Source organism: Mycolicibacterium aubagnense (assembly GCF_010730955.1).
Classification (GTDB): Bacteria; Actinomycetota; Actinomycetes; order Mycobacteriales; family Mycobacteriaceae; genus Mycobacterium; species Mycobacterium aubagnense.
Genome location: NZ_AP022577.1, coordinates 286,634 through 306,340 on the forward strand (window position 1 = coordinate 286,634; position 19,707 = coordinate 306,340).

The window sequence follows — 19,707 nt, forward strand, 5'->3', positions numbered from 1 at the left end:
TCGACTCTGCGGCTCCGTTGTCGTTTGGGCTGATGGCCTAAGCCACCGGCGCCGGATTGACCTCCGGAGCGGTCTCCGGTTCGTCGGCCTGCTCGTGGCGGCCGGCGATCAGCAGACCCGCCACTGCACCCACCACGCAGACAACGGCGGTGATCAGGAAGATCGAGCTGTACTGCATGGTGTACGCGGCCCTGGTGTTCCGCGCGATCTGCTCCGCAGCGTCGGCGAGGTCGACGCCTTTCACCGGTGGCATCGCAGCCAGCGCCTGCTGAACCTTGTACAGGCCGTATGCGGACAGGGCCGCCATGCCGATCAGCATGCCGATCATCCGGGACACCACGACGGCGGCCGAGGCGATGCCGTGCTGGGCCGTCGGCACCACCCGCAGGGTCGCCGAGGTCAGCGGACCGATGACCAGACCCAGCCCCAGGCCGGCGATGATCAGGTCGGTCGGCAGCTTCGGCAGCGCGACGACCACGAGGTCGTGAGTGGCCTCCAGCACGTTCATGTCCCAGTGCGACACCAGCAGATACGCGGCGGCCGCGATGAGCAGGCCGGCGAACGCCACGATGCGGTCGCCCACGCGGGTGGCGATCCACCCACCGACCAGGGCGCCGACCGGCAGCGCACCCAGGAACCACGCCAGCTTGAAGACCGCGTGGGCCTGGTCGATGCCGAGCACGCCGCGGCTGAACAACTCGACGTTCACCAGCGTGACCATCAGTGCCGCGCCCGCACACAGCGATGACGCCAGACCGGCCAGGAACGGCCGGAAGTGCACGCCTACCGGATCGATCAGCTTGGTGCGGGCGATCTTCTCCCAGGCGAAGAACGCGACCGCCGCCACTGCCGCGGCGATCAGCAACGGTGGACCGTTTTCCGGCAACACCTGCTTGCCGTCCGGGTTGGGGTTGTACAGACCCCAGGTCGCGAGCCCGAGCGCGACGGCCAGCAAGACGCCGCCCAGCACGTCGATCTTCTCCGGCGTCTCGGTCTCGACGCGCGAGGGCAGGCTGTAATGGATCATCACCATGGCCGCAATGGTCAGCGGCACGTTGATCCAGAAAACATCGCGCCAGTCGTTCAGCAGCCACACCACACCGACGCCGTACAGCGGGCCGAGCACGCTGCCCAGCTCCTGCGCGGCACCGATACCCCCGAGCACCCCGGCGCGGTTGCGCGCCGCCCACAGATCGGCGGCCAGTGCCAGCGTCACCGGCAGGAGCGCGCCGCTGGCGACCCCCTGGATGGTCCGGCCGATGATCAGCTGGATCAGCGGCTCGATCATGTCGTTCGCCGGAGCGAACATGCCGGCCATCGCCGTAACGATCGAACCCACCGCGAACAGCGCCAGGCTGGCCTGCAGCACCAGTTTGCGGCCGAACCGGTCCGAGGCCCGGCCCAGCAGCGGCATCGCCGCTATATAGCCCAGCAGGTACCAGGTGACCACCGGCGTGACCTGCTGGATCTTGTTGATCGGGATGCCGATCCCGTCCGGCGGGTCCTTCATCATGTCGGTCATGATCGTCACGACGACATAGGTGTCGAGCGCGCCGAGCAGGACCGCGAGGCTACCCGCGGCGATGGCGACGTGGCGGTTGTTGCCCCCGGCCATTACTGAACGTCGGGCTTGTTGACGGTGACCGGCTTACCCCAATCCGTCAGGGTCATCTGCAGGCTGTTGCCCGGGCTGGTCTCCAGCTGCGCCTGCGCCAGCTGGTGGTTGCCGCCCTCTTCGATCCAGGCGGTACCCGGCAGCGCGTTGGTGACCTTCAGCTGCGGAGCGATCTTGTTGACTGCGTCGGCACTGACGGTGCCGGTGACCTTCACGGTCTTCACGCCGTTGATGTCTTCGCGACCCACGGCCTTGGCATCGGTGAAGTTGTCCAGGATGTTGGCCAGGCCGGTCTCCGGGCGCAGGATCGCCGAGATGTCGTAGATGGCGTCGGCGGGGCCGAAGTCGGACAGGGGGCCACCGGCCGACAGCGAGGCGTACAGGTGGTTGTCGTAGACCACGAACGGGGCGTCCTGGACGCCCATGCCGCCCACCGACAGGTTGGCCTTGCCCTGGCCGGCGACGGCCGGGGTCAGCGTCATGTCACCGGTGAGCTTGGTCACCGTCATCTTGGCGATCTTGCCGTTGACGGTCAGAACCAGGTGCACGCTCTGCTGGCCGCGGGTGGTGTCGGCGGACTGCTTGAGCAGCGTGGCTGCGTCGGGCAGCGGGGTCGAGGGTGCCTCGGACTTGGAGCAGCCCGAGACCAGGAGCACCCCGGCCATCGCGGTGGAGAGTAGGGAAACAAGCATGGCGGAGCGTTTGCGCGTCTGCATGTCCTGCATCGTAATAGGTGCGCCTGACTAACAAGTTGTCTCGATGGCCCGGTAGAACCACAGGCATGGTTGCTGAGGTCGAATTCCTGGCGGTTCCCATCGATGCCGGTGACGGCGCGGCGCTGGTCGGCGCGATGGAGGCCGAGATGGCGGAACTGTATGCCGACGTCCGCGGCGGGCTCGATCTGAACGCACCGGACATGCCCAAGGCCGGGCCGGCCGAGCTCGGCCCGCCGCACGGCGTCTACCTGGCCGGATACCGCGACGGCCGGCCGGTGTGCGGAGGCGGGCTCAAGCGGCTGCCCGACGGGGCCTGCGAGATCAAGCGGATGTACGTGGCGCCGGAGGCGCGCGCGCAGGGGCTGGCCCGAATCCTGTTGCGGGCCTTGGAGGACGCCGCCCGTGGGCTCGGTTACACGGTTGCCCGGCTCGACACGGGGTCGCGGCAGCCGTATGCCCAGCGGTTGTACGAAGCGGAGGGATACCGGCCGATCCCGAATTTCAACGGCAACCCGGTGGCGCACTACTTCGGCGAGAAGCGGCTTTCGGGGGATAGCTAGGCTGGTGCGCATGTTCACCGGCATTGTCGAAGAGCTCGGCGAGATCGTCAGCAAGGACCAACTGGCCGACGCGGCCCGCTTCGTCATCCGCGGTCCGTTGGTCACCACCGACGCCGGCCACGGTGATTCGATCGCGGTGAACGGTGTCTGCCTGACCGTCGTCGACGTCCTGCCCGACGGCGCGTTCTCCGCCGACGTGATGGCGGAAACCCTCAACCGGTCCAGCCTGGCCGGTGTCGAGGTCGGCGGCCGGGTGAACCTCGAGCGCGCCGCGGCGATCAACAGCCGGCTGGGCGGGCACATCGTGCAGGGTCATGTGGACGGGGTTGGCACGGTCCTCGCGCGCACACCCTCGGAGCACTGGGAGGTCGTGCGCATCGCGCTGCCGCCGCAGCTGGCCCGGTATGTGGTCGAGAAGGGCTCGATCACCGTCGACGGGGTATCGCTGACGGTGTCCGGCCTCGGCCGTGACGAGCAGGGCGACTGGTTCGAGATCTCTCTCATCCCAACGACGTTGCAGCTGACGACGTTGGGCCGCGCCCCGGTGGGCACCACGGTGAACCTGGAAGTCGACGTCATCGCCAAATACGTCGAGCGGTTGCTCACCCCGGCGCAGTAGCGGGCCGTCACGCCGTGTCCGCTGAGCGGACCGGCGGGAGTAAGTCGGCGTGTACCAGTGGTTCATACTGGTAGGTGATCAACTTGGCCCTGATGTGGCCACGGCAAGGGTGGTGGAGATGACGAGGCTTGATTCCGTCGAGCGGGCGATTGCCGATATCGCGGCGGGCAAGGCTGTCGTCGTCATTGACGACGAAGATCGCGAGAACGAAGGCGATCTGATCTTCGCCGCGGAGAAGGCGACGCCGGAGCTGGTGGCCTTCATGGTCCGCTACACCTCGGGCTACCTGTGTGTGCCGCTCGACGGCGCCATCTGCGACCGCCTCGGCCTGCTGCCGATGTACGCCGTGAACCAGGACAAGCACGGCACCGCCTACACCGTCACCGTTGACGTGAAAAAGGGTGTGGGAACCGGCATTTCGGCATCAGACCGGGCCAAGACCATGCAGGCGCTGGCCGACCCGGACGCTGTCGCGGACGACTTCTCCAAGCCGGGACACGTAGTTCCGTTGCGCGCGAAGGACGGTGGCGTGCTGCGCCGTCCCGGTCACACCGAGGCCGCGGTCGATCTGGCCCGCCTGGCCGGATTGCAGCCCGCCGGCGCGATCTGCGAGATCGTCAGCCAGAAGGACGAGGGCGCCATGGCCCAGACCGACGAGCTGCGCGTCTTCGCCGACGACCACGACCTGGCGCTGATCTCCATCGCCGACCTCATCGAGTGGCGCCGCAAGCACGAGAAGCACATCGAGCGGGTGGCCGAGGCCCGGATTCCGACCCGGCACGGCGAGTTCCGGGCCGTCGGCTACACGAGCATGTACGAGGACGTCGAACACGTGGCCCTGGTACGCGGCGATGTGTCCCCGGAGAACGGTGACGACGTCCTGGTGCGCGTGCACTCCGAGTGCCTGACCGGTGACGTGTTCGGTTCGCGGCGCTGCGACTGCGGCCCCCAACTTGACGCCGCGATGGAGATGGTGGCCAATGAGGGCCGTGGCGTGGTGCTGTACATGCGTGGGCATGAAGGCCGCGGCATCGGCCTGCTGCACAAACTGCAGGCCTATCAGCTGCAGGATGCCGGCGCCGACACCGTCGACGCCAACCTGGAACTCGGCCTGCCCGCCGATGCCCGGGACTACGGCATCGGTGCCCAGATTCTGGTCGATCTCGGTATCCGGTCGATGCGGCTGCTGACGAACAACCCGGCCAAGCGCGTCGGTCTGGACGGCTACGGCCTGCACATCATCGAGCGGGTGCCACTGCCCATCGGCCCCAATGCCGACAACATCCGGTATCTGATGACCAAGCGGGACCGGATGGGACATGACCTCATCGGACTTGACGATTTCGCCGGTGATGCAACAGACGGAGACCGTATATGAGCGGGACCGGCGTTCCGGAGATGCCTGCGCTCGACGCGTCCGGAATCAAGCTGGCCATCGTGGCCAGCACCTGGCACACCACCGTCTGTGACGCGCTGCTGGACGGCGCGCGCCGGGTGGCCACTGCCTCGGGCATTGCCGAACCGACCGTGATCCGGGTGCTCGGTGCCATCGAAATCCCGGTGGTGGCACAGGAATTGGCCAAGACACACGACGCGGTGATCGCGCTCGGCGTGGTGATCCGGGGTGGCACACCGCATTTCGACTACGTGTGTGACGCCGTCACGCAGGGCCTGACCCGGGTGTCGCTCGACGAGTCGACTCCGGTCGCCAACGGCGTGCTGACGGTCAACACCGAAGAGCAGGCCATCGATCGCGCCGGCTTGCCCGGTTCGGCGGAAGACAAGGGCGAGCAGGCCGCGTCCGCGGCCCTGGCCACCGCGCTCACCCTGCGCGACCTGCGCCGATGACGAAGGACGCCGGCAGCTGGGACCTGGAGGTCCGGCCGCAGCGGGTGAGGTACGTCGCGTACGCGGCGGCCGTCGTCATCATCGCCGTGCACGTCACCGTGGGTGCGCTGCTGAAACTCGGCGCCACCGGGGTGATCTTCCAGACCTCCGACCAGGTGTCCATGGCGCTGCTCGGGCTCATCCTGGCCGGTGCCGTCCTGCTGCCGACGCGGACCCGGCTGCGGGTCGGCCCGGCCGGTATCGTCGTCCGTAACGTCTTGAGCGACAAGCTCATTCCCTGGCCCGACATCGTCGGCGTGTCGTTCCCGCTGGGTGCGCGGTGGGCCCGGGTGGACCTGCCCGACGACGAGTACGTCCCGATCATGGCCATCCAGACCGTCGACAAGGTGCGAGCCGTCGACGCGATGGACCAGCTTCGCGAACTGGTCGCGAAGTACCGCCCGGATCTCAGCTCAACGACAAAGACATCGTGAGTTCGTCTGCCGGACCAGGGTTTTGGGAACTCTCGGCCGGATCGGCCGTGGCGACGAAACCGAAGTCCTGGTAGACCCCGAGCGCCGCCGCATTGTCGCGGTGCACCCGCAGGGTCACGGTGTGCGCTCCCAGCTCACGTCCCCAGTCGATCGCCGCGGTCAGCAGGGTGCGCGCCACCCCGCGACCACGCGCGGTCGGATCGGTCCACAGCGAGTACAGGTACACCGACCGGGGGCTGGCCCGATGCGCGGCGATCAGGCCCACGAGGCGGTCGTCCTGGGCGAGGGCGAACTGGGCGTGGGCCCGCAGCCGCCGGCGCCATTGCGTCCCGGTGAAGCTCATCTCGGTGCGGTATTCGGCGTCGTCGGTCCCCGCGGAATCGGCCAGCGCGCGCAGCCGTAGCGCGGCGAACATCCGCCAGTCGGCCTCGGTGAGCCGGATCACCCCTGTCGGTGTCACGTGCGATCCGCCTCCGGCTTCTCGCCGGTCGTCATATCCGTCCGATCACGAGGCCCACCTGTCCGCGCCCTCCCATGGGATAGAATTTGCTGATAGTGACCGATTTTCGCATGCCTTCGCCGCCGCTCGACGTCGCGGCGATCGCACCCGCCGAACTGGTCGGCCGCCTTGGCTCGTACCCGACGGTGACCGTGCCGATCTACCAGGGCCGGACCGTCGACATGGCCTGGCTGTGGCATCACCTCGCCGAACCCGCGGACTACTTCGGGCTGACCATGCCGTCCGAGGCTGACCTCGGCGCTGCGGTGGCGCGCTTCTCGGGGCAGTTGGTGGCCGCGACCATCACGATCGTGGACGGCGGCCGGTGCGCGGTGACAGGCACGCCTTCCCAGGTCTACGCACCCGATCCGGTACGCATCGGCCGGCGCGACAGCGAATGGACCGCACCGGCGGCGAGGGACGAGCGGTGGCTGCGGATGGCGGCCCGGACGACCAGCCTGGCCACCGTTGACCACCTGCTGCGCCGGCTGGCTGAACAGGGTTGCGCGGACGGCATCGCACCCGGTCCGGACGTCACCCCGCCCGTCGCCGGCGCTCTGGTGCTCGACGTCGGTGCCGAGCGGGTCGGTGTCGAGAATCCGGAGCCCGTCTCGATCCTCGAGCAGTTGCACACCTGCGGTGTCGTGCGATCCGTCGCATCTCGCGCAGCGGTGCCCGTCGACGCGGTGCGTCACGCCTGGTGGATCTCGCCGCGGTACCGCACCCATCCCGTCGCACAACTCGGCGACCGCACTGTCCCCGTTGATTCGTCCTACCCGCCGTTCCTGGAGCAGCTGTGACCAAACCTTTTGTCCCACAGTCCTACAAGTCGTTTCGTATCGACGGCTTCGACATCGAGGGCGGCGTGTTCCACGGGCGCTACACCATGTGCGGGGCCGATTCCGCCGACGACGTCAGCTTCGCCGAGACCGTCGATTTCGGGGACAGCCTGGCCGGTGGCCGGCCCGACGACCGGTTGCTGCGGCTGCTGACGCTGACCTGCGCACTGAGCTACTACAAGGCGGCCGCGCCGCCGCAGATCGAAATCGCTTTCCCGACTTATGATTTCGAACGGGAGTATCTGCGCCAGGTGCTGGCGGGCGGCTTGGGTGAATACGCCTACCGCAACAACCTGCCCGGCGCGCTGAGCCCGGAGATCACCGGTGATCGCGCCCAGATCGGTGCGCAGCAGCCCGACACCTGGAATCCCGACGCGGCCCCGTTGGTGCCGGTCGGCGGCGGCAAGGACTCGGTGGTGACGATCGAGGCGCTCACCCCGCTGCAGCCGGTGCTGTTCAACGTCAACAAGTTCGACCCGATCGACCGGTGCATCGAGATCAGCGGGCTGCCGCACGTGCGCGTGATGCGGTCCATCGACCGCACCCTCATCGACGTCAACGCCGCCGGCGCCTACAACGGCCACATCCCGGTCACCGCGATCAACAGCATCATCGGCTTGATCGTGGCGGACGCCAACGGCCTGGGACCCGTGGTGCTGTCCAACGAGCGTTCGTCCAACGTCGGCAATGTCGAATGGATGGGCCAGGACATCAACCACCAATGGTCCAAGAGCGTCACCTACGAGACGCTGTTGCGGGACACCCTCGCCTCGTATGGGCTGAACCCGGACCGGTACTTCTCGCTGCTGCGCGGCCTGTCGGAGTCGCAGATCGCCGATCGGTTCGCCGCCAGTCCCCAGTATTTCCGCGCCTTCATCAGCTGTAACCGGCCGTTCGCCCTGGATGCCGGCCGGCGCGGTGCCACCTGGTGCGGCCACTGCCCGAAGTGTCAATTCGTGTTCGTCCTGATGGCGCCGCGCCTGGGCAGAGCCGAGGTGGAGGCGATCTTCGGGCGAAACCTGTTCGAGGACACAGACAGTCGCGCCGAATTCGCGGACATCCTCGGTGTCGGTGCGCACAAGCCGTTCGAATGCGTCGGCGAGTACTACGAGGCCGCCGAGTCGATGCTGACCATTCTCGACGACGAGGCCTGGACCGGACTGCCGCTGGTGGAGGAATTCCGCAGTGTGCGAGCCGATCTGGAGCGCGTCGCCGCCGACCACGACGACAGCTCCGCCGTGCAATACGTGCCCGAGCGCTATCGCGCCGCCCTGGCGGGTCGTCCATGACGTCCCAGCGCCCAGACCTCGACGGTGCCGCCGTCGGTATCTGGGGTTTCGGCAAGGAGGGCCAGTCGCTGGCCCGTACCGCGGCCGCCGCGGGGGCCGCGCGCATCGATGCCGTCGATGATGCGGGGCGGGGGACCCTGGATGCGCCCGGCGATATCGCGAATCTGAATTTGTGGCGCGGTACCGAGCACCTTGCCCGCCTCGCGGACTGCGACGTGGTGTTCCTCAGCCCCGGGATACCTTGGCATCAGCCGTTTTTCGCCCAACTGCGCGACGCCGGCAGCACGTTGTCCAGCGCGGCCGACTGGTACCTGCGCCGGTACGCTGCCCAGACTGTCGGCGTCACCGGGACCAAGGGCAAGAGCACGACAGCGTCGTTCCTGACGCACCTGCTGTGCCGGCTCGGCGCGGATGCCGTGGTCGCGGGAAACATCGGCACCCCGCTGTCGGATCTGGAGCCCGGAGCGGACGCCGTCGTGGTCGCCGAGCTGTCCAGCCAGCAGTGCGCTCTGGTGACCGCGTCGCCGCGAATCTCGGTGATCACCAATCTCTTCGAGGACCACCTGGATTGGCACGGCGACATCGGCGCCTACCACAGTGCGAAGGCCAACGTCTTCGCCTGCGGCGGTGAGATTCTGGTCACCACACCGCAGGTGCTCGGCGTCCTGCATCGCCTCGGCATCGCGCTGCCGCCGGTGGTGCGCACCGTCGATGCAGACGAGGCCGCCCGCACCCAGGCTGAGCTCGGGGCGGGCGATTATGTGATGGCCTATGAGCACAACGTCGTCAACGGCGCCCTGGCTGCTGTCGCTGCCGCCGAGGTGATCGGCCGGCCGGTGGCCGAGGACGAATTCATCGGTGCGGTAACGACATTCGAAGCATTGCCGCACCGGCTCCAGGTTGTGCGGCGCACCGGGGGAGTGCGCTGGATCGACGACACCCTGGCCACCACGGGCGAGAGCGTGGTCGCCGCATTGCGCTCGATGCGCCCCGACGACCGGGTGGCCGTCATCGTCGGCGGCATGGACCGTCAGCTCGACTACGAACAGATCGACGACTACCTGCTCTCGGGCGCGCGTGACGTTCACCTCATCCAGGGCCCGACCAACGGGACCTCGATCGGGCGCCGCTTCGCCGCCGCACACCCGGAGTCCGTGCACCCGGTGGACAGCCTGGAGGCGGCGGTACGGGCAGCGGCCGCGGTACCAGGTGTGACGGCCGTGCTGCTGTCGCCGGGCGCGGCCAGCTATGACCTGTTCGCCAACTACGTGGCAAAGGCCGCGGCGTTCTGCGAGTTCATCGACGCCCACCTCGGGGCGTCGGATGCTGTCAGCCAGTCGAACTAACCTGTAACGGTGCCTGATCCATCGACGTACCGGCCCGCGCCGGGAACCATCCCGTTGGAACCGGGGGTATACCGGTTCCGGGATCCGCATGGCCGGGTCATCTACGTCGGCAAGGCCAAGAGCCTGCGCAGCCGGCTGAACTCGTACTTCGCCGACCTGTCTGCGCTCGCGCCCCGCACCCGCCAGATGGTGACCACGGCCGGCAGTGTCGAGTGGACGGTCGTCACGACCGAAGTCGAAGCGCTGCAACTGGAATACAACTGGATCAAGGAGTTCGATCCGCGGTTCAACATCCGGTACCGCGACGACAAGTCGTACCCGGTCCTGGCCGTCACCCTCAATGAGGAGTACCCGCGGCTGTTCGTGTACCGCGGGCCGCGTCGCAAGGGCGTCCGGTACTTCGGCCCGTACTCGCACGCCTGGGCCATCCGCGAGACGCTCGATCTGCTCATCCGGGTCTTTCCGGCGCGCACCTGCTCGAACGGAGTGTTCAAGCGGCACAACCAGATCGGCCGACCCTGCCTGCTGGGCTACATCGACAAGTGCTCGGCCCCCTGCGTCGGCCGGGTGACCGCCGCCGAGCACCGCAAGATCGTCGACGACTTCTGCGACTTCCTGGCCGGCAAGACGGACCGGCTGGCCCGGGACATGGAACAGCAGATGGCCGAGGCCGCCGAGGAATTGGAGTTCGAGCGGGCGGCGCGGCTGCGGGACAACATTTCGGCGCTCAAGCGAGCGCTGGAGAAACAGGCGGTCGTGCTCGGCGACGGTACCGATGCCGACGTGGTGGCCTTCGCCGACGACGACCTCGAGGCCGCCGTCCAGGTGTTCCACGTCCGCGGCGGCCGGGTCCGCGGCCAGCGCGGCTGGGTCATCGAGAAATCCGGCGAGCCGGGTGAGTCGGGTGAGGACTACCTGGTGAGTCAGTTCCTCACGCAGTTCTATGGTGATCAGGCCGAGCTGCGCGGCACGGCACCGACCGACGAGATCACCAACCCGGTGCCCAAAGAGGTTCTGGTTCCGGCACTTCCGGACAACGCGGATGAACTCGCCGACTGGTTGTCCGGTCTGCGTGGTTCCCGGGTGCAGCTGCGGGTGGCACAGCGCGGCGACAAGCGTGCCCTGGCCGACACTGTGCAACGCAACGCGCAGGATGCACTGGCGCAGCACAAGCTCAAGCGGGCCGGCGACTTCAACGCCAGATCGGAAGCACTGCAAAGCATTCAGGATTCGCTGGAGCTGGATGACGCGCCGCTGCGCATCGAGTGCGTCGACATCAGCCACGTGCAGGGCACCGACGTGGTGGCCTCGCTGGTGGTGTTCGAGGACGGACTGCCCCGCAAATCCGACTACCGGCACTACGCCATTCGCGAGGCCGCGGGCGACGGCCGGTCCGACGACGTCGCGTCCATTGCCGAGGTGACCCGCCGGCGCTTCGCGCGCCACGTGGCCGACACCCAGGTCCGCGCGGACATCGACGGTGCCGACACCGGCGAAACCCCGGCGCGGCCAAAGCGATTCGCCTACCCGCCCAACCTGTTCGTGGTCGATGGCGGCGGGCCCCAGGTGAATGCGGCGGCTACTGTGCTCGACGAATTGGGTGTCACGGATGTGGCCGTCATCGGCTTGGCTAAACGTCTGGAAGAGGTGTGGGTTCCCGAACAGCCGGACCCGCTGATCATGCCGCGCAACAGCGAAGGCCTGTATTTGCTACAGCGGGTGCGTGACGAAGCCCACCGGTTCGCCATCACCTATCACCGCAGCAAGCGGTCCAAGCGGATGACGGCGTCGGTGCTCGACGCGATCCCGGGCCTCGGTGAGCACCGGCGCAAAGCGTTGGTGACCCACTTCGGTTCGGTGGCGCGGCTGAAAGAGGCCGGCGTCGACGAACTGACCGCGGTCCCCGGCATCGGTGCGGCCACGGCCCAGGCGGTGGTCGACGCCCTGCGGTCGGCTCACCCCGTCGGCACCGCTGATTCCCAGCCGGATTCGGCGGCGGCGCCGACCGATATCGACAATGATCGGACACCAGAGTGAGCGCGCAGCAGATGAGCAGCGGGAGATGGACGAGGTCGTGACAGACGAACAGATGGACGGCGCTGCTGGTGACGCCGCCGGTGAGATCGACGTGGTTCTGGTCACGGGTCTGTCCGGTGCCGGTCGCGGCACCGCCGCCAAGGTGCTCGAGGACCTCGGCTGGTACGTCGCCGACAACCTGCCCCCGGAGCTGATCACCCGCATGGTCGAGCTGGGTCTGGCCGCCGGTTCCCGCATCACCAAGCTGGCCGTGGTCATGGACGTCCGGTCCCGTGGTTTCACGGGAGACCTGGACTTTGTTCGCCGCGAATTGGCGACCCGCAGCGTCTTCCCGCGGGTGCTGTTCCTGGAGGCGTCCGACGACATCCTGGTGCGCCGCTATGAGCAGAACCGGCGCAGTCACCCGCTGCAGGGCAACCAGACTCTCGCGGAAGGCATTGCCGCCGAACGGAGATTGCTGGAGTCGGTTCGTGCCACGGCCGATCTGGTCATCGACACCTCGACGCTGCCGGTACCGGCGTTGCGCGCGAGTATCGAGCGGGCTTTCGGCGAGGAGGCGGCGACCGGCACGAGCGTGACGGTCGAATCGTTCGGCTATAAATATGGTCTGCCGATGGACGCCGACACCGTCATGGATGTCCGGTTCCTACCGAATCCGCATTGGGTCGACGAGTTGCGGCCCCACACCGGGCAGCATCCGGCGGTTCGGGACTACGTGCTGGGACAACAGGGCGCTGCCGAGTTCGTGGACACCTACCATCGGCTGTTAGGGGTTGTGATCGACGGCTATCGCCGGGAGGGGAAGCGCTACATGACCGTGGCCATCGGCTGTACCGGCGGCAAGCATCGCAGCGTGGCGATCGCCGAAGCGCTGGCGGGCCGGCTGCGTGGCGGTGACAACCTGACTGTGCGTGTGTTGCACCGGGATCTGGGGCGCGAATGACTTCCCGCACGCGAGGAGGAAAATGACCGCCGCTCGTGAAGAGGTCGGCGGACCTGCGCGCATCGTCGCGCTCGGTGGCGGACACGGTTTGTACGCGACGCTGTCGGCGGCGCGCCGGCTGACGCCGCACGTCACGGCCGTCGTCACGGTCGCCGATGACGGTGGTTCGTCGGGCCGGCTGCGCTCGGAGCTGGACATCGTGCCCCCGGGTGACCTGCGAATGGCGTTGGCGGCCTTGGCATCTGACAGTCCGCATGGACAGTTGTGGGCCACCATCATCCAGCACCGCTTCAATGGCAGCGGCGCGCTGGCCGGTCACCCGATCGGCAACCTCCTGCTCGCCGGCCTCAACGAGGTGCTGGCCGACCCGGTCGCCGCGCTCGACGAGCTCGGCCGGATCCTCGGGGTCAAGGGCCGGGTGCTGCCGATGTGTCCCATCGCGTTGCAGATCGAGGCCGACGTGTCCGGGCTCGAGGCCGATCCGCGGATGAGTCGCGTGATCCGCGGTCAGGTCGCGGTCGCCACCACGCCGGGCAAGGTGCGCCGGGTCCGGCTGCTGCCGGGCGATCCGCCCGCCACCCGGCAGGCGGTCGACGCCATCATGTCGGCCGATCTCGTGGTGCTCGGTCCGGGCTCGTGGTTCAGCAGCGTGATCCCGCATGTGCTGGTGCCCCAGCTGCTGGCCGCGTTGCAGGCGACCGAGGCGCGACGGGCATTGGTACTCAACCTCGCCGCCGAGCCGGGGGAGACGGCCGGTTTCTCGGCCGAACGGCATGTGCACGTGCTGTCGCAGCACGCCCCCGGCCTGACGGTGCACGACATCATCGTCGACGCGGCGAGTGTCCCCAGTGAGCGGGAACGCGACCAACTGCGCCGGGCCGCCTCGTTTCTCGAGGCTCAGGTCGAGTTTGCTGACGTATCCCGACCTGGTACACCTTTACATGACCCGGCACGACTTGCGGCTGCGCTGGAGCGGGTGCGTCTCAATGGCAGCGCACCGGCCCGGCCCGCATACGAGCCATCCACTCCCGCCGCTCGGTCGGCCGACGGATTCCGTCCGCAGCCGACCCCTGAAGGACCAAGAGGTGACGATTCGTGGCGATGACGTCGGAAGTGAAGGACGAGCTCAGCCGGCTTGTCGTCAACTCTGTGACGGCACGCCGGGCCGAGGTGGCGTCGCTGCTGCGCTTCGCCGGCGGTCTGCACATCGTGGCGGGTCGCGTCGTCGTCGAGGCCGAGGTGGACCTGGGCAGCATCGCGCGGCGGCTGCGCAAGGACATCTATGACCTGTACGGCTACAACGCCGTCGTGCACGTGCTGTCCGCCAGTGGCATCCGCAAGAGCACCCGGTACGTGGTGCGGGTTGCGCAGGACGGCGAGGCACTGGCACGGCAGACGGGGCTGCTCGATATGCGCGGCCGGCCGGTGCGTGGCTTGCCGGCCCAGGTGGTCGGCGGCAGCGTCGGGGACGCCGAGGCGGCCTGGCGCGGCGCGTTCCTCGCGCACGGTTCGCTGACCGAGCCCGGCCGGTCGTCGGCGCTGGAGGTCAGCTGCCCCGGACCGGAGGCGGCACTGGCGTTGGTGGGCGCGGCCCGTCGGCTCGGGGTGAGCGCCAAGGCCCGCGAGGTCCGCGGTAGCGACCGGGTGGTGGTGCGCGACGGCGAGGCCATCGGTGCGCTGCTGACCCGGATGGGCGCCCAGGACACCCGGCTCAACTGGGAAGAGCGACGGATGCGCCGCGAGGTGCGTGCCACCGCCAACCGGCTGGCCAACTTCGACGACGCGAACCTGCGCCGGTCCGCCCGGGCGGCGGTCGCGGCTGCGGCTCGGGTCGAGCGGGCGCTCGACATCCTCGGTGACACGGTGCCCGATCATCTGTCGGCCGCCGGGCGATTGCGCGTCGAACACCGGCAGGCCTCGCTCGAGGAGCTGGGCCGGCTCGCCGATCCGCCGATGACGAAAGATGCTGTGGCGGGCCGGATTCGCCGCCTGCTGTCGATGGCCGATCGCAAGGCCAAACTGGACGGGATTCCAGACACGGAGTCGGCCGTCACCCCCGATCTGCTCGACGACGCGTAGCGCACGTCGGCCGGTATTCACCGGACAGGAGTCGTACCCGACGCGTGGCACGCGTCGGAGTCCGGCGTGGAGTTCGTCACAGCACTAGGCTGGCTGAGGATTCACCGCATGACCTGTCCAGGAGTACCGGCGAAGGAGCACAGCAGTGACTATTCGGATCGGCGTCAACGGTTTCGGGCGCATCGGACGTAACTTTTTCCGGGCCTTGGACGCGCAGAAAGCGTCGGGGACGAACACTGATCTGGAGATCGTGGCGGTCAATGACCTGACCTCCACCGATGTGCTGGCGCATCTGCTGAAGTTCGACTCGATCCTGGGCCGGCTGCCTCATGAGGTGCGTGCTGACGGGGACACCTTGGTGGTGGGCAGCACGAAGATCAAGGCGTTGGCGGTCAAGGAGGGTCCGGCGGCGTTGCCGTGGGGGGATCTGGGTGTGGACATCGTGGTGGAGTCGACCGGGATTTTCACCGATGCGGCCAGGGCCAAGGGGCATTTGGATGCGGGTGCCAAGAAGGTGATCATCTCGGCGCCGGCGACCGGTGAGGACATCACCATCGTGATGGGTGTCAACGACGACAAGTACGACGGCAGCCAGAACATCATCTCCAACGCCTCGTGCACGACGAACTGCCTGGGCCCGCTGGCCAAAGTGTTGAATGACGAGTTCGGGATCGTGCGTGGGTTGATGACGACCATCCACGCCTACACCCAGGATCAGAACCTGCAGGACGGGCCGCACAAGGATTTGCGGCGGGCACGGGCGGCGGCGATCAATATCGTGCCGACCTCCACCGGCGCGGCCAAGGCCATCGGTCTGGTGCTGCCCGAACTCAAAGGCAAGCTCGACGGGTATGCGCTGCGGGTGCCGGTGCCCACGGGCTCGGTGACCGATCTGACCGCCGAGTTGGGTAAGTCGGCGACCGCCGCGGAGATCAACGCGGCGATGCAGGCCGCGGCCGAGGGGCCGCTGAAGGGGATTTTGAAGTACTACGACGCGCCCATCGTGTCATCGGATATCGTCACCGACCCGCATAGTTCGCTGTTCGATTCGGGGTTGACCAAGGTCATCGGCAACCAGGCCAAGGTCGTCTCGTGGTACGACAACGAATGGGGCTACTCCAACCGCATCGCCGACCTGGCCGCACTGGTCGGCAAATCGCTGTAAATCGCACGTAAGAGCACGTAAGAGAAAGACAGGTATGAGCATCAAGACCCTCGATGAGCTGTTGGGCGAAGGCGTAGAGGGGCGGGGCGTCCTGGTCCGCTCCGACCTGAACGTCCCACTCGACGAGAACGGCAACATCACCGATCCGGGCCGGATCATCGCCTCCGTCCCGACGCTGGCCGCGCTGGCCGACGCCGGTGCCAAGGTCGTCATCACCGCCCACCTGGGCCGGCCCAAGGGCGGCCCGGACCCCAAGTTCTCGCTCGCACCGGTCGCCGCAGCGCTCGGAGAGAAGCTGGGCCGGCACGTCCAGCTGGCCGGTGACGTCGTCGGCACCGACGCGCTCGCCCGCGCCGAGGGCCTGACCGACGGTGATGTGCTGCTGCTGGAGAACATCCGCTTCGACCCGCGTGAGACCAGCAAGGACGACGACGAGCGTGCGGCCCTGGCCCGCGAACTGGCGGCTCTGGTCGAGGGCGCCGACGGCTCGCCCGGCGCGTTCGTCTCAGACGGCTTCGGGGTGGTACACCGCAAGCAGGCTTCGGTGTACGACGTCGCGAACATCCTGCCGCACTACGCGGGCACGCTGGTGGCCACCGAGGTCAAGGTGCTCGAGCAGCTGACCAGCTCGACCGAGCGGCCGTATGCCGTCGTGCTGGGTGGCTCCAAGGTGTCCGACAAGCTCGCCGTCATCGAGAACCTCGCCACCAAGGCCGACAGCATTGTCATCGGCGGCGGCATGTGTTTCACCTTCCTTGCGGCCCAAGGGCTTTCCGTCGGCACCTCGCTGTTGCAGGAAGAGATGATCGACACCTGCAAGCGCCTGCTGGACACCTACGCCGACGTCATCCACCTCCCCGTCGACATCGTCGTGGCCGACAAGTTCGCCGCGGATGGCGAACCGGAGACCGTGGCCTCCGACCGCATCCCCGAAGGCAAGATGGGCCTGGACATCGGCCCCGAGTCCGTCAAACGGTTCACCGCACTGCTGTCCAACGCCAAGACCGTGTTCTGGAACGGCCCGATGGGCGTCTTCGAGTTCCCGGCCTTCGCCGACGGCACCAAGGGTGTGGCCGAAGCCATCATCACTGCTACGTCCAAGGGCGCGTTCAGCGTCGTGGGCGGCGGCGACTCGGCGGCCGCAGTGCGCCAGCTCGAACTCGCGGAGGACGGCTTCTCGCACATCTCGACCGGTGGCGGCGCGTCGCTGGAGTACCTCGAGGGCAAGACCCTCCCCGGCATCGAAGTCTTGGAGTCGTAGAACATGGCGCGTAAGCCGCTCATCGCCGGCAACTGGAAGATGAACCTCAACCATTTCGAGGCCATCGCCCTGGTCCAGAAGATCGCTTTCGCCTTGCCGGAGAAGTACTTCGCGAAGGTCGACGTCACGGTCCTGCCGCCGTTCACCGACCTGCGCAGTGTGCAGACCCTGGTCGATGGCGACAAGCTCCTGCTCACCTACGGTGCGCAGGATGTATCCCAGCACGACTCCGGCGCCTACACCGGTGAGGTGAGCGGGGCGTTCCTGGCCAAACTGGGCTGTACGTTCGTCGTCGTCGGGCACTCCGAGCGCCGGACCTACCACCATGAGGACGACGCCCTGGTCGCCGCCAAGGCCAAGGCCGCGCTCAAGCACGGCCTGACCCCGATCGTGTGCATCGGAGAAGGGCTCGACATCCGCGAGGCCGGTAACCACGTCGAGTACTGCACCAGCCAGCTCGCTGGTTCACTGGCCGGGCTCTCTGCGGATGAGGTCGCGCAGATCGTCATCGCCTACGAACCCGTCTGGGCCATCGGCACCGGCCGCGTCGCCAGCGCCGCCGACGCGCAGGAAGTGTGCGCCGCGATCCGCTCGACGCTGGCCGAGCTTGCCTCGCCCGAGATCGCCGCGACCGTGCGCGTGCTCTACGGCGGCTCGGTCAACGCCAAGAACGTCGGCGAACTCGTGGGGAAACCCGACGTCGACGGTGCGCTCGTCGGTGGTGCCTCGCTCGATGGCGAGCAGTTCGCGACGTTGTCGGCGATCGCCGCAGGTGGGCCCCTGCCGTGAAACGGCAAACTGGACCTGTGCCGTGATGTCCGTTAGACCACCGGTAAGCTGAGCGTCATGATTTTGGCCCTGCAGATCACGTTGATCATCACCAGCGTCTTGGTTGTGTTGCTGGTGTTGCTCCACCGGGCCAAGGGCGGCGGTCTGTCGACGCTGTTCGGCGGCGGTGTGCAGTCCAGCCTGTCCGGCTCCACCGTGGTGGAGAAGAACCTGGATCGCCTGACGTACTTCATCACCGGCATCTGGCTGGTGTCGATCATCGGCATCGCGCTGCAGATCAAGTACGGCGCCTAGATTCGGCTGCCCAGCTTCAGCTTGCAGAACCGGCCACGCCTGCCAGGCGTGGCCGGTTCTGTCTGTTGTGCCGGCACTGACAGGAAGCGTCCAGCCAGTGCTGGGCTGGTGCTTAAGTCGATGACAGGGCGCGCTTAGCGCCGACCCCTACGCTCGCCTCGGTACCTCCAGGGCAGTCGTGGGTTGCTGGCGGATAAGGCGGAGTCTGTGGTGAAACGTGTTCGGGCGAGCGCTGGTGCGATGGCGCTACTCTGCATGGCCGGCGGGGTGGCCCCCGGTCCGGCCGGAGCCGACCCACTACCTATCGCCGATGTCAAGCAGTCTGTCAATACGGAAGACGGTTGGCGCCTGGGCGTTTCGCTGACCCAGATGACCGTCAATTCGGTGCCCAACATGGCCGCGACGGCCTTCACCCGAGAGGGTTTCGTCACCGGGCGGGCCGAGGCCGGCATCGAGGGCAGCGGCTCGTCGGCGGTCAACAACGGGACGCTGATCGTCGGCCTGCAGCTCGGGTGCCAGGTCGACCTCAGCGAGGGTGCGAGCGTCGGCGGAGACGCCGACATCGGGGTCAACCCGGGGTTCAGTGGAAACGTGCTGAATGCCATCGGTCCCTATGCCGATCTGGAAGGCAACGTCTCGGTGAACCTGTTGCCGGGCACCATCACCAATGTGGTGCTGGGCAAGAAGTCGCTCAAGGGCCGTACCGGCGGCATCACCGTCCACGATGCTCACGTCAAGGTCGACGCCTGCGGTGGGGCCGTGGCGATCCGCTTCTTCTCTACGGCCACCATCGACACCGACAAGAACGACGACAGCGTGAATGCGTACGGGGACATCGTGCAGCTATGAGTGCCGTGCGAACGCTTGTCAGGCCCGGCCGTCGGTGGGCCGCCGCAGTCGGCGTGGCGGCATGGGCGGCGTCGGCCTGGTTGACCGTCTCGTCGCCGGCATATGCCGACTGCACCGGTGCCGGCGACTTCGGCGCAGGGTCGGGTTGCGCCCCGCCGGGCGGCGGCAGCTCATCTGCCAAGGCCTGGCCGCCGACAGCCGTGGACTGGCCGCCCAACGCGGATTCGGATAGCGGCGGCGGGGGCGGCGGCGATCATGGCGGTGGCGATTCCACCTCGACCCCGATCGTGATGCCGGACGGGCAACAGCCATCAACGACGACGTCGCGTTCGGGTAGTTCATCCGGTGCCGCGGACACGACCACCACAACGTCATCGGCGCCGATCGTCCCGGCTGGGCCGCCGGCACCGGTGACGACGGTCACGCTGACCACGACACCGATCGTGGTCCCGACCCCGGCACCCTGAGTGCCAAGTGCTGCGGCAC

General features: G+C 67.7%; 21 protein-coding genes. 18 read left to right on the forward strand and 3 right to left on the reverse strand.

What is annotated here, in order from left to right; all coding sequences use genetic code 11:
* Window positions 1-37: 37 nt before the first annotated feature.
* Window positions 38-1,615 carry an MFS transporter gene (locus G6N59_RS01615; protein ID WP_138230541.1) on the reverse strand — a complete coding sequence of 526 codons (1,578 nt, stop codon included), beginning with the start codon at window positions 1,613-1,615 and terminating at the stop codon, window positions 38-40.
* The gene (locus G6N59_RS01620) at window positions 1,615-2,331 is read right to left on the reverse strand and encodes an LppX_LprAFG lipoprotein (RefSeq protein ID WP_163910832.1); all 717 of its coding nucleotides are present in this window, start codon (window positions 2,329-2,331) and stop codon (window positions 1,615-1,617) included. Before G6N59_RS01620 ends, G6N59_RS01615 begins: the two co-directional genes overlap by 1 nt.
* 65 nt (window positions 2,332-2,396) lie before the next feature.
* Between G6N59_RS01620 and G6N59_RS01625 the strand changes: the two genes are divergently transcribed.
* The 5 genes from G6N59_RS01625 to G6N59_RS01645 all read left to right on the forward strand — a co-directional run bounded on the left by G6N59_RS01625 (window position 2,397) and on the right by G6N59_RS01645 (window position 5,831).
* Entirely contained in the window at window positions 2,397-2,891 is a 495-nt protein-coding gene (locus tag G6N59_RS01625) for a GNAT family N-acetyltransferase (RefSeq protein WP_138230543.1), read from the forward strand.
* 10 nt (window positions 2,892-2,901) lie between these two features.
* Complete coding sequence (locus tag G6N59_RS01630; protein WP_138230544.1) at window positions 2,902-3,510, forward strand: riboflavin synthase; 609 nt, start codon at window positions 2,902-2,904, stop codon at window positions 3,508-3,510.
* A gap of 118 nt (window positions 3,511-3,628) precedes the next feature.
* Window positions 3,629-4,888 carry a bifunctional 3,4-dihydroxy-2-butanone-4-phosphate synthase/GTP cyclohydrolase II gene (locus G6N59_RS01635; protein ID WP_138230545.1) on the forward strand — a complete coding sequence of 420 codons (1,260 nt, stop codon included), beginning with the start codon at window positions 3,629-3,631 and terminating at the stop codon, window positions 4,886-4,888.
* Window positions 4,885-5,358 (forward strand): 6,7-dimethyl-8-ribityllumazine synthase, encoded by a 474-nt coding sequence (ribH, locus tag G6N59_RS01640; RefSeq protein WP_138230546.1) that lies wholly within the window; start codon window positions 4,885-4,887, stop codon window positions 5,356-5,358. The genes G6N59_RS01635 and ribH overlap by 4 nt, the downstream gene beginning before the upstream one ends.
* A complete protein-coding gene (locus G6N59_RS01645) occupies window positions 5,355-5,831 on the forward strand; it encodes a PH domain-containing protein (protein WP_138230547.1) in 477 nt (158 codons plus the stop codon). The genes ribH and G6N59_RS01645 overlap by 4 nt, the downstream gene beginning before the upstream one ends.
* Here G6N59_RS01645 and G6N59_RS01650 read toward each other — a convergent pair.
* The gene (locus G6N59_RS01650) at window positions 5,806-6,291 is read right to left on the reverse strand and encodes a GNAT family N-acetyltransferase (protein WP_138230548.1); all 486 of its coding nucleotides are present in this window, start codon (window positions 6,289-6,291) and stop codon (window positions 5,806-5,808) included. The two genes, G6N59_RS01645 and G6N59_RS01650, sit on opposite strands and share 26 nt — an antisense overlap.
* Window positions 6,292-6,386: 95 nt before the next feature.
* Here G6N59_RS01650 and G6N59_RS01655 point away from each other — a divergent pair, with 95 nt between their 5' ends.
* The 13 genes from G6N59_RS01655 (at window position 6,387) to G6N59_RS01715 (ending at window position 19,688) form a co-directional block, all read left to right on the forward strand.
* The gene (locus tag G6N59_RS01655) at window positions 6,387-7,130 is read left to right on the forward strand and encodes a hypothetical protein (RefSeq protein ID WP_138230549.1); all 744 of its coding nucleotides are present in this window, start codon (window positions 6,387-6,389) and stop codon (window positions 7,128-7,130) included.
* The gene (locus G6N59_RS01660) at window positions 7,127-8,458 is read left to right on the forward strand and encodes a MurL-like N-terminal domain-containing (RefSeq protein WP_138230550.1); all 1,332 of its coding nucleotides are present in this window, start codon (window positions 7,127-7,129) and stop codon (window positions 8,456-8,458) included. The genes G6N59_RS01655 and G6N59_RS01660 overlap by 4 nt, the downstream gene beginning before the upstream one ends.
* A complete protein-coding gene (gene murD, locus G6N59_RS01665; protein ID WP_138230551.1) occupies window positions 8,455-9,804 on the forward strand; it encodes a UDP-N-acetylmuramoyl-L-alanine--D-glutamate ligase in 1,350 nt (449 codons plus the stop codon). The genes G6N59_RS01660 and murD overlap by 4 nt, the downstream gene beginning before the upstream one ends.
* 9 nt (window positions 9,805-9,813) lie before the next feature.
* Window positions 9,814-11,841, forward strand: coding sequence for an excinuclease ABC subunit UvrC (gene uvrC, locus G6N59_RS01670; RefSeq protein WP_138230552.1), 2,028 nt, complete (start codon window positions 9,814-9,816; stop codon window positions 11,839-11,841).
* A gap of 25 nt (window positions 11,842-11,866) precedes the next feature.
* Entirely contained in the window at window positions 11,867-12,784 is a 918-nt protein-coding gene (rapZ, locus tag G6N59_RS01675) for an RNase adapter RapZ (RefSeq protein ID WP_138230553.1), read from the forward strand.
* Window positions 12,785-12,806: 22 nt separating this feature from the next.
* The gene (locus G6N59_RS01680) at window positions 12,807-13,889 is read left to right on the forward strand and encodes a gluconeogenesis factor YvcK family protein (protein ID WP_138230554.1); all 1,083 of its coding nucleotides are present in this window, start codon (window positions 12,807-12,809) and stop codon (window positions 13,887-13,889) included.
* Window positions 13,886-14,863 carry a DNA-binding protein WhiA gene (gene whiA, locus G6N59_RS01685; protein WP_138230555.1) on the forward strand — a complete coding sequence of 326 codons (978 nt, stop codon included), beginning with the start codon at window positions 13,886-13,888 and terminating at the stop codon, window positions 14,861-14,863. Before G6N59_RS01680 ends, whiA begins: the two co-directional genes overlap by 4 nt.
* Before the next feature lie 145 nt (window positions 14,864-15,008).
* Window positions 15,009-16,028: a type I glyceraldehyde-3-phosphate dehydrogenase gene (gap, locus tag G6N59_RS01690; RefSeq protein WP_163910833.1), complete on the forward strand. Its 1,020-nt coding sequence runs from the start codon at window positions 15,009-15,011 to the stop codon at window positions 16,026-16,028.
* A gap of 34 nt (window positions 16,029-16,062) precedes the next feature.
* Window positions 16,063-17,289, forward strand: coding sequence for a phosphoglycerate kinase (locus G6N59_RS01695; protein ID WP_138230556.1), 1,227 nt, complete (start codon window positions 16,063-16,065; stop codon window positions 17,287-17,289).
* 3 nt (window positions 17,290-17,292) lie between these two features.
* Window positions 17,293-18,078 carry a triose-phosphate isomerase gene (gene tpiA, locus G6N59_RS01700; RefSeq protein ID WP_138230557.1) on the forward strand — a complete coding sequence of 262 codons (786 nt, stop codon included), beginning with the start codon at window positions 17,293-17,295 and terminating at the stop codon, window positions 18,076-18,078.
* Between the two features lie 57 nt (window positions 18,079-18,135).
* Window positions 18,136-18,372 (forward strand): preprotein translocase subunit SecG, encoded by a 237-nt coding sequence (gene secG, locus G6N59_RS01705; RefSeq protein ID WP_029105032.1) that lies wholly within the window; start codon window positions 18,136-18,138, stop codon window positions 18,370-18,372.
* A 255-nt stretch (window positions 18,373-18,627) separates the two neighbouring features.
* Entirely contained in the window at window positions 18,628-19,221 is a 594-nt protein-coding gene (locus tag G6N59_RS01710) for an MspA family porin (protein WP_407665864.1), read from the forward strand.
* Window positions 19,218-19,688 carry a hypothetical protein gene (locus G6N59_RS01715; RefSeq protein WP_138230558.1) on the forward strand — a complete coding sequence of 157 codons (471 nt, stop codon included), beginning with the start codon at window positions 19,218-19,220 and terminating at the stop codon, window positions 19,686-19,688. Before G6N59_RS01710 ends, G6N59_RS01715 begins: the two co-directional genes overlap by 4 nt.
* Window positions 19,689-19,707: the final 19 nt, after the last annotated feature.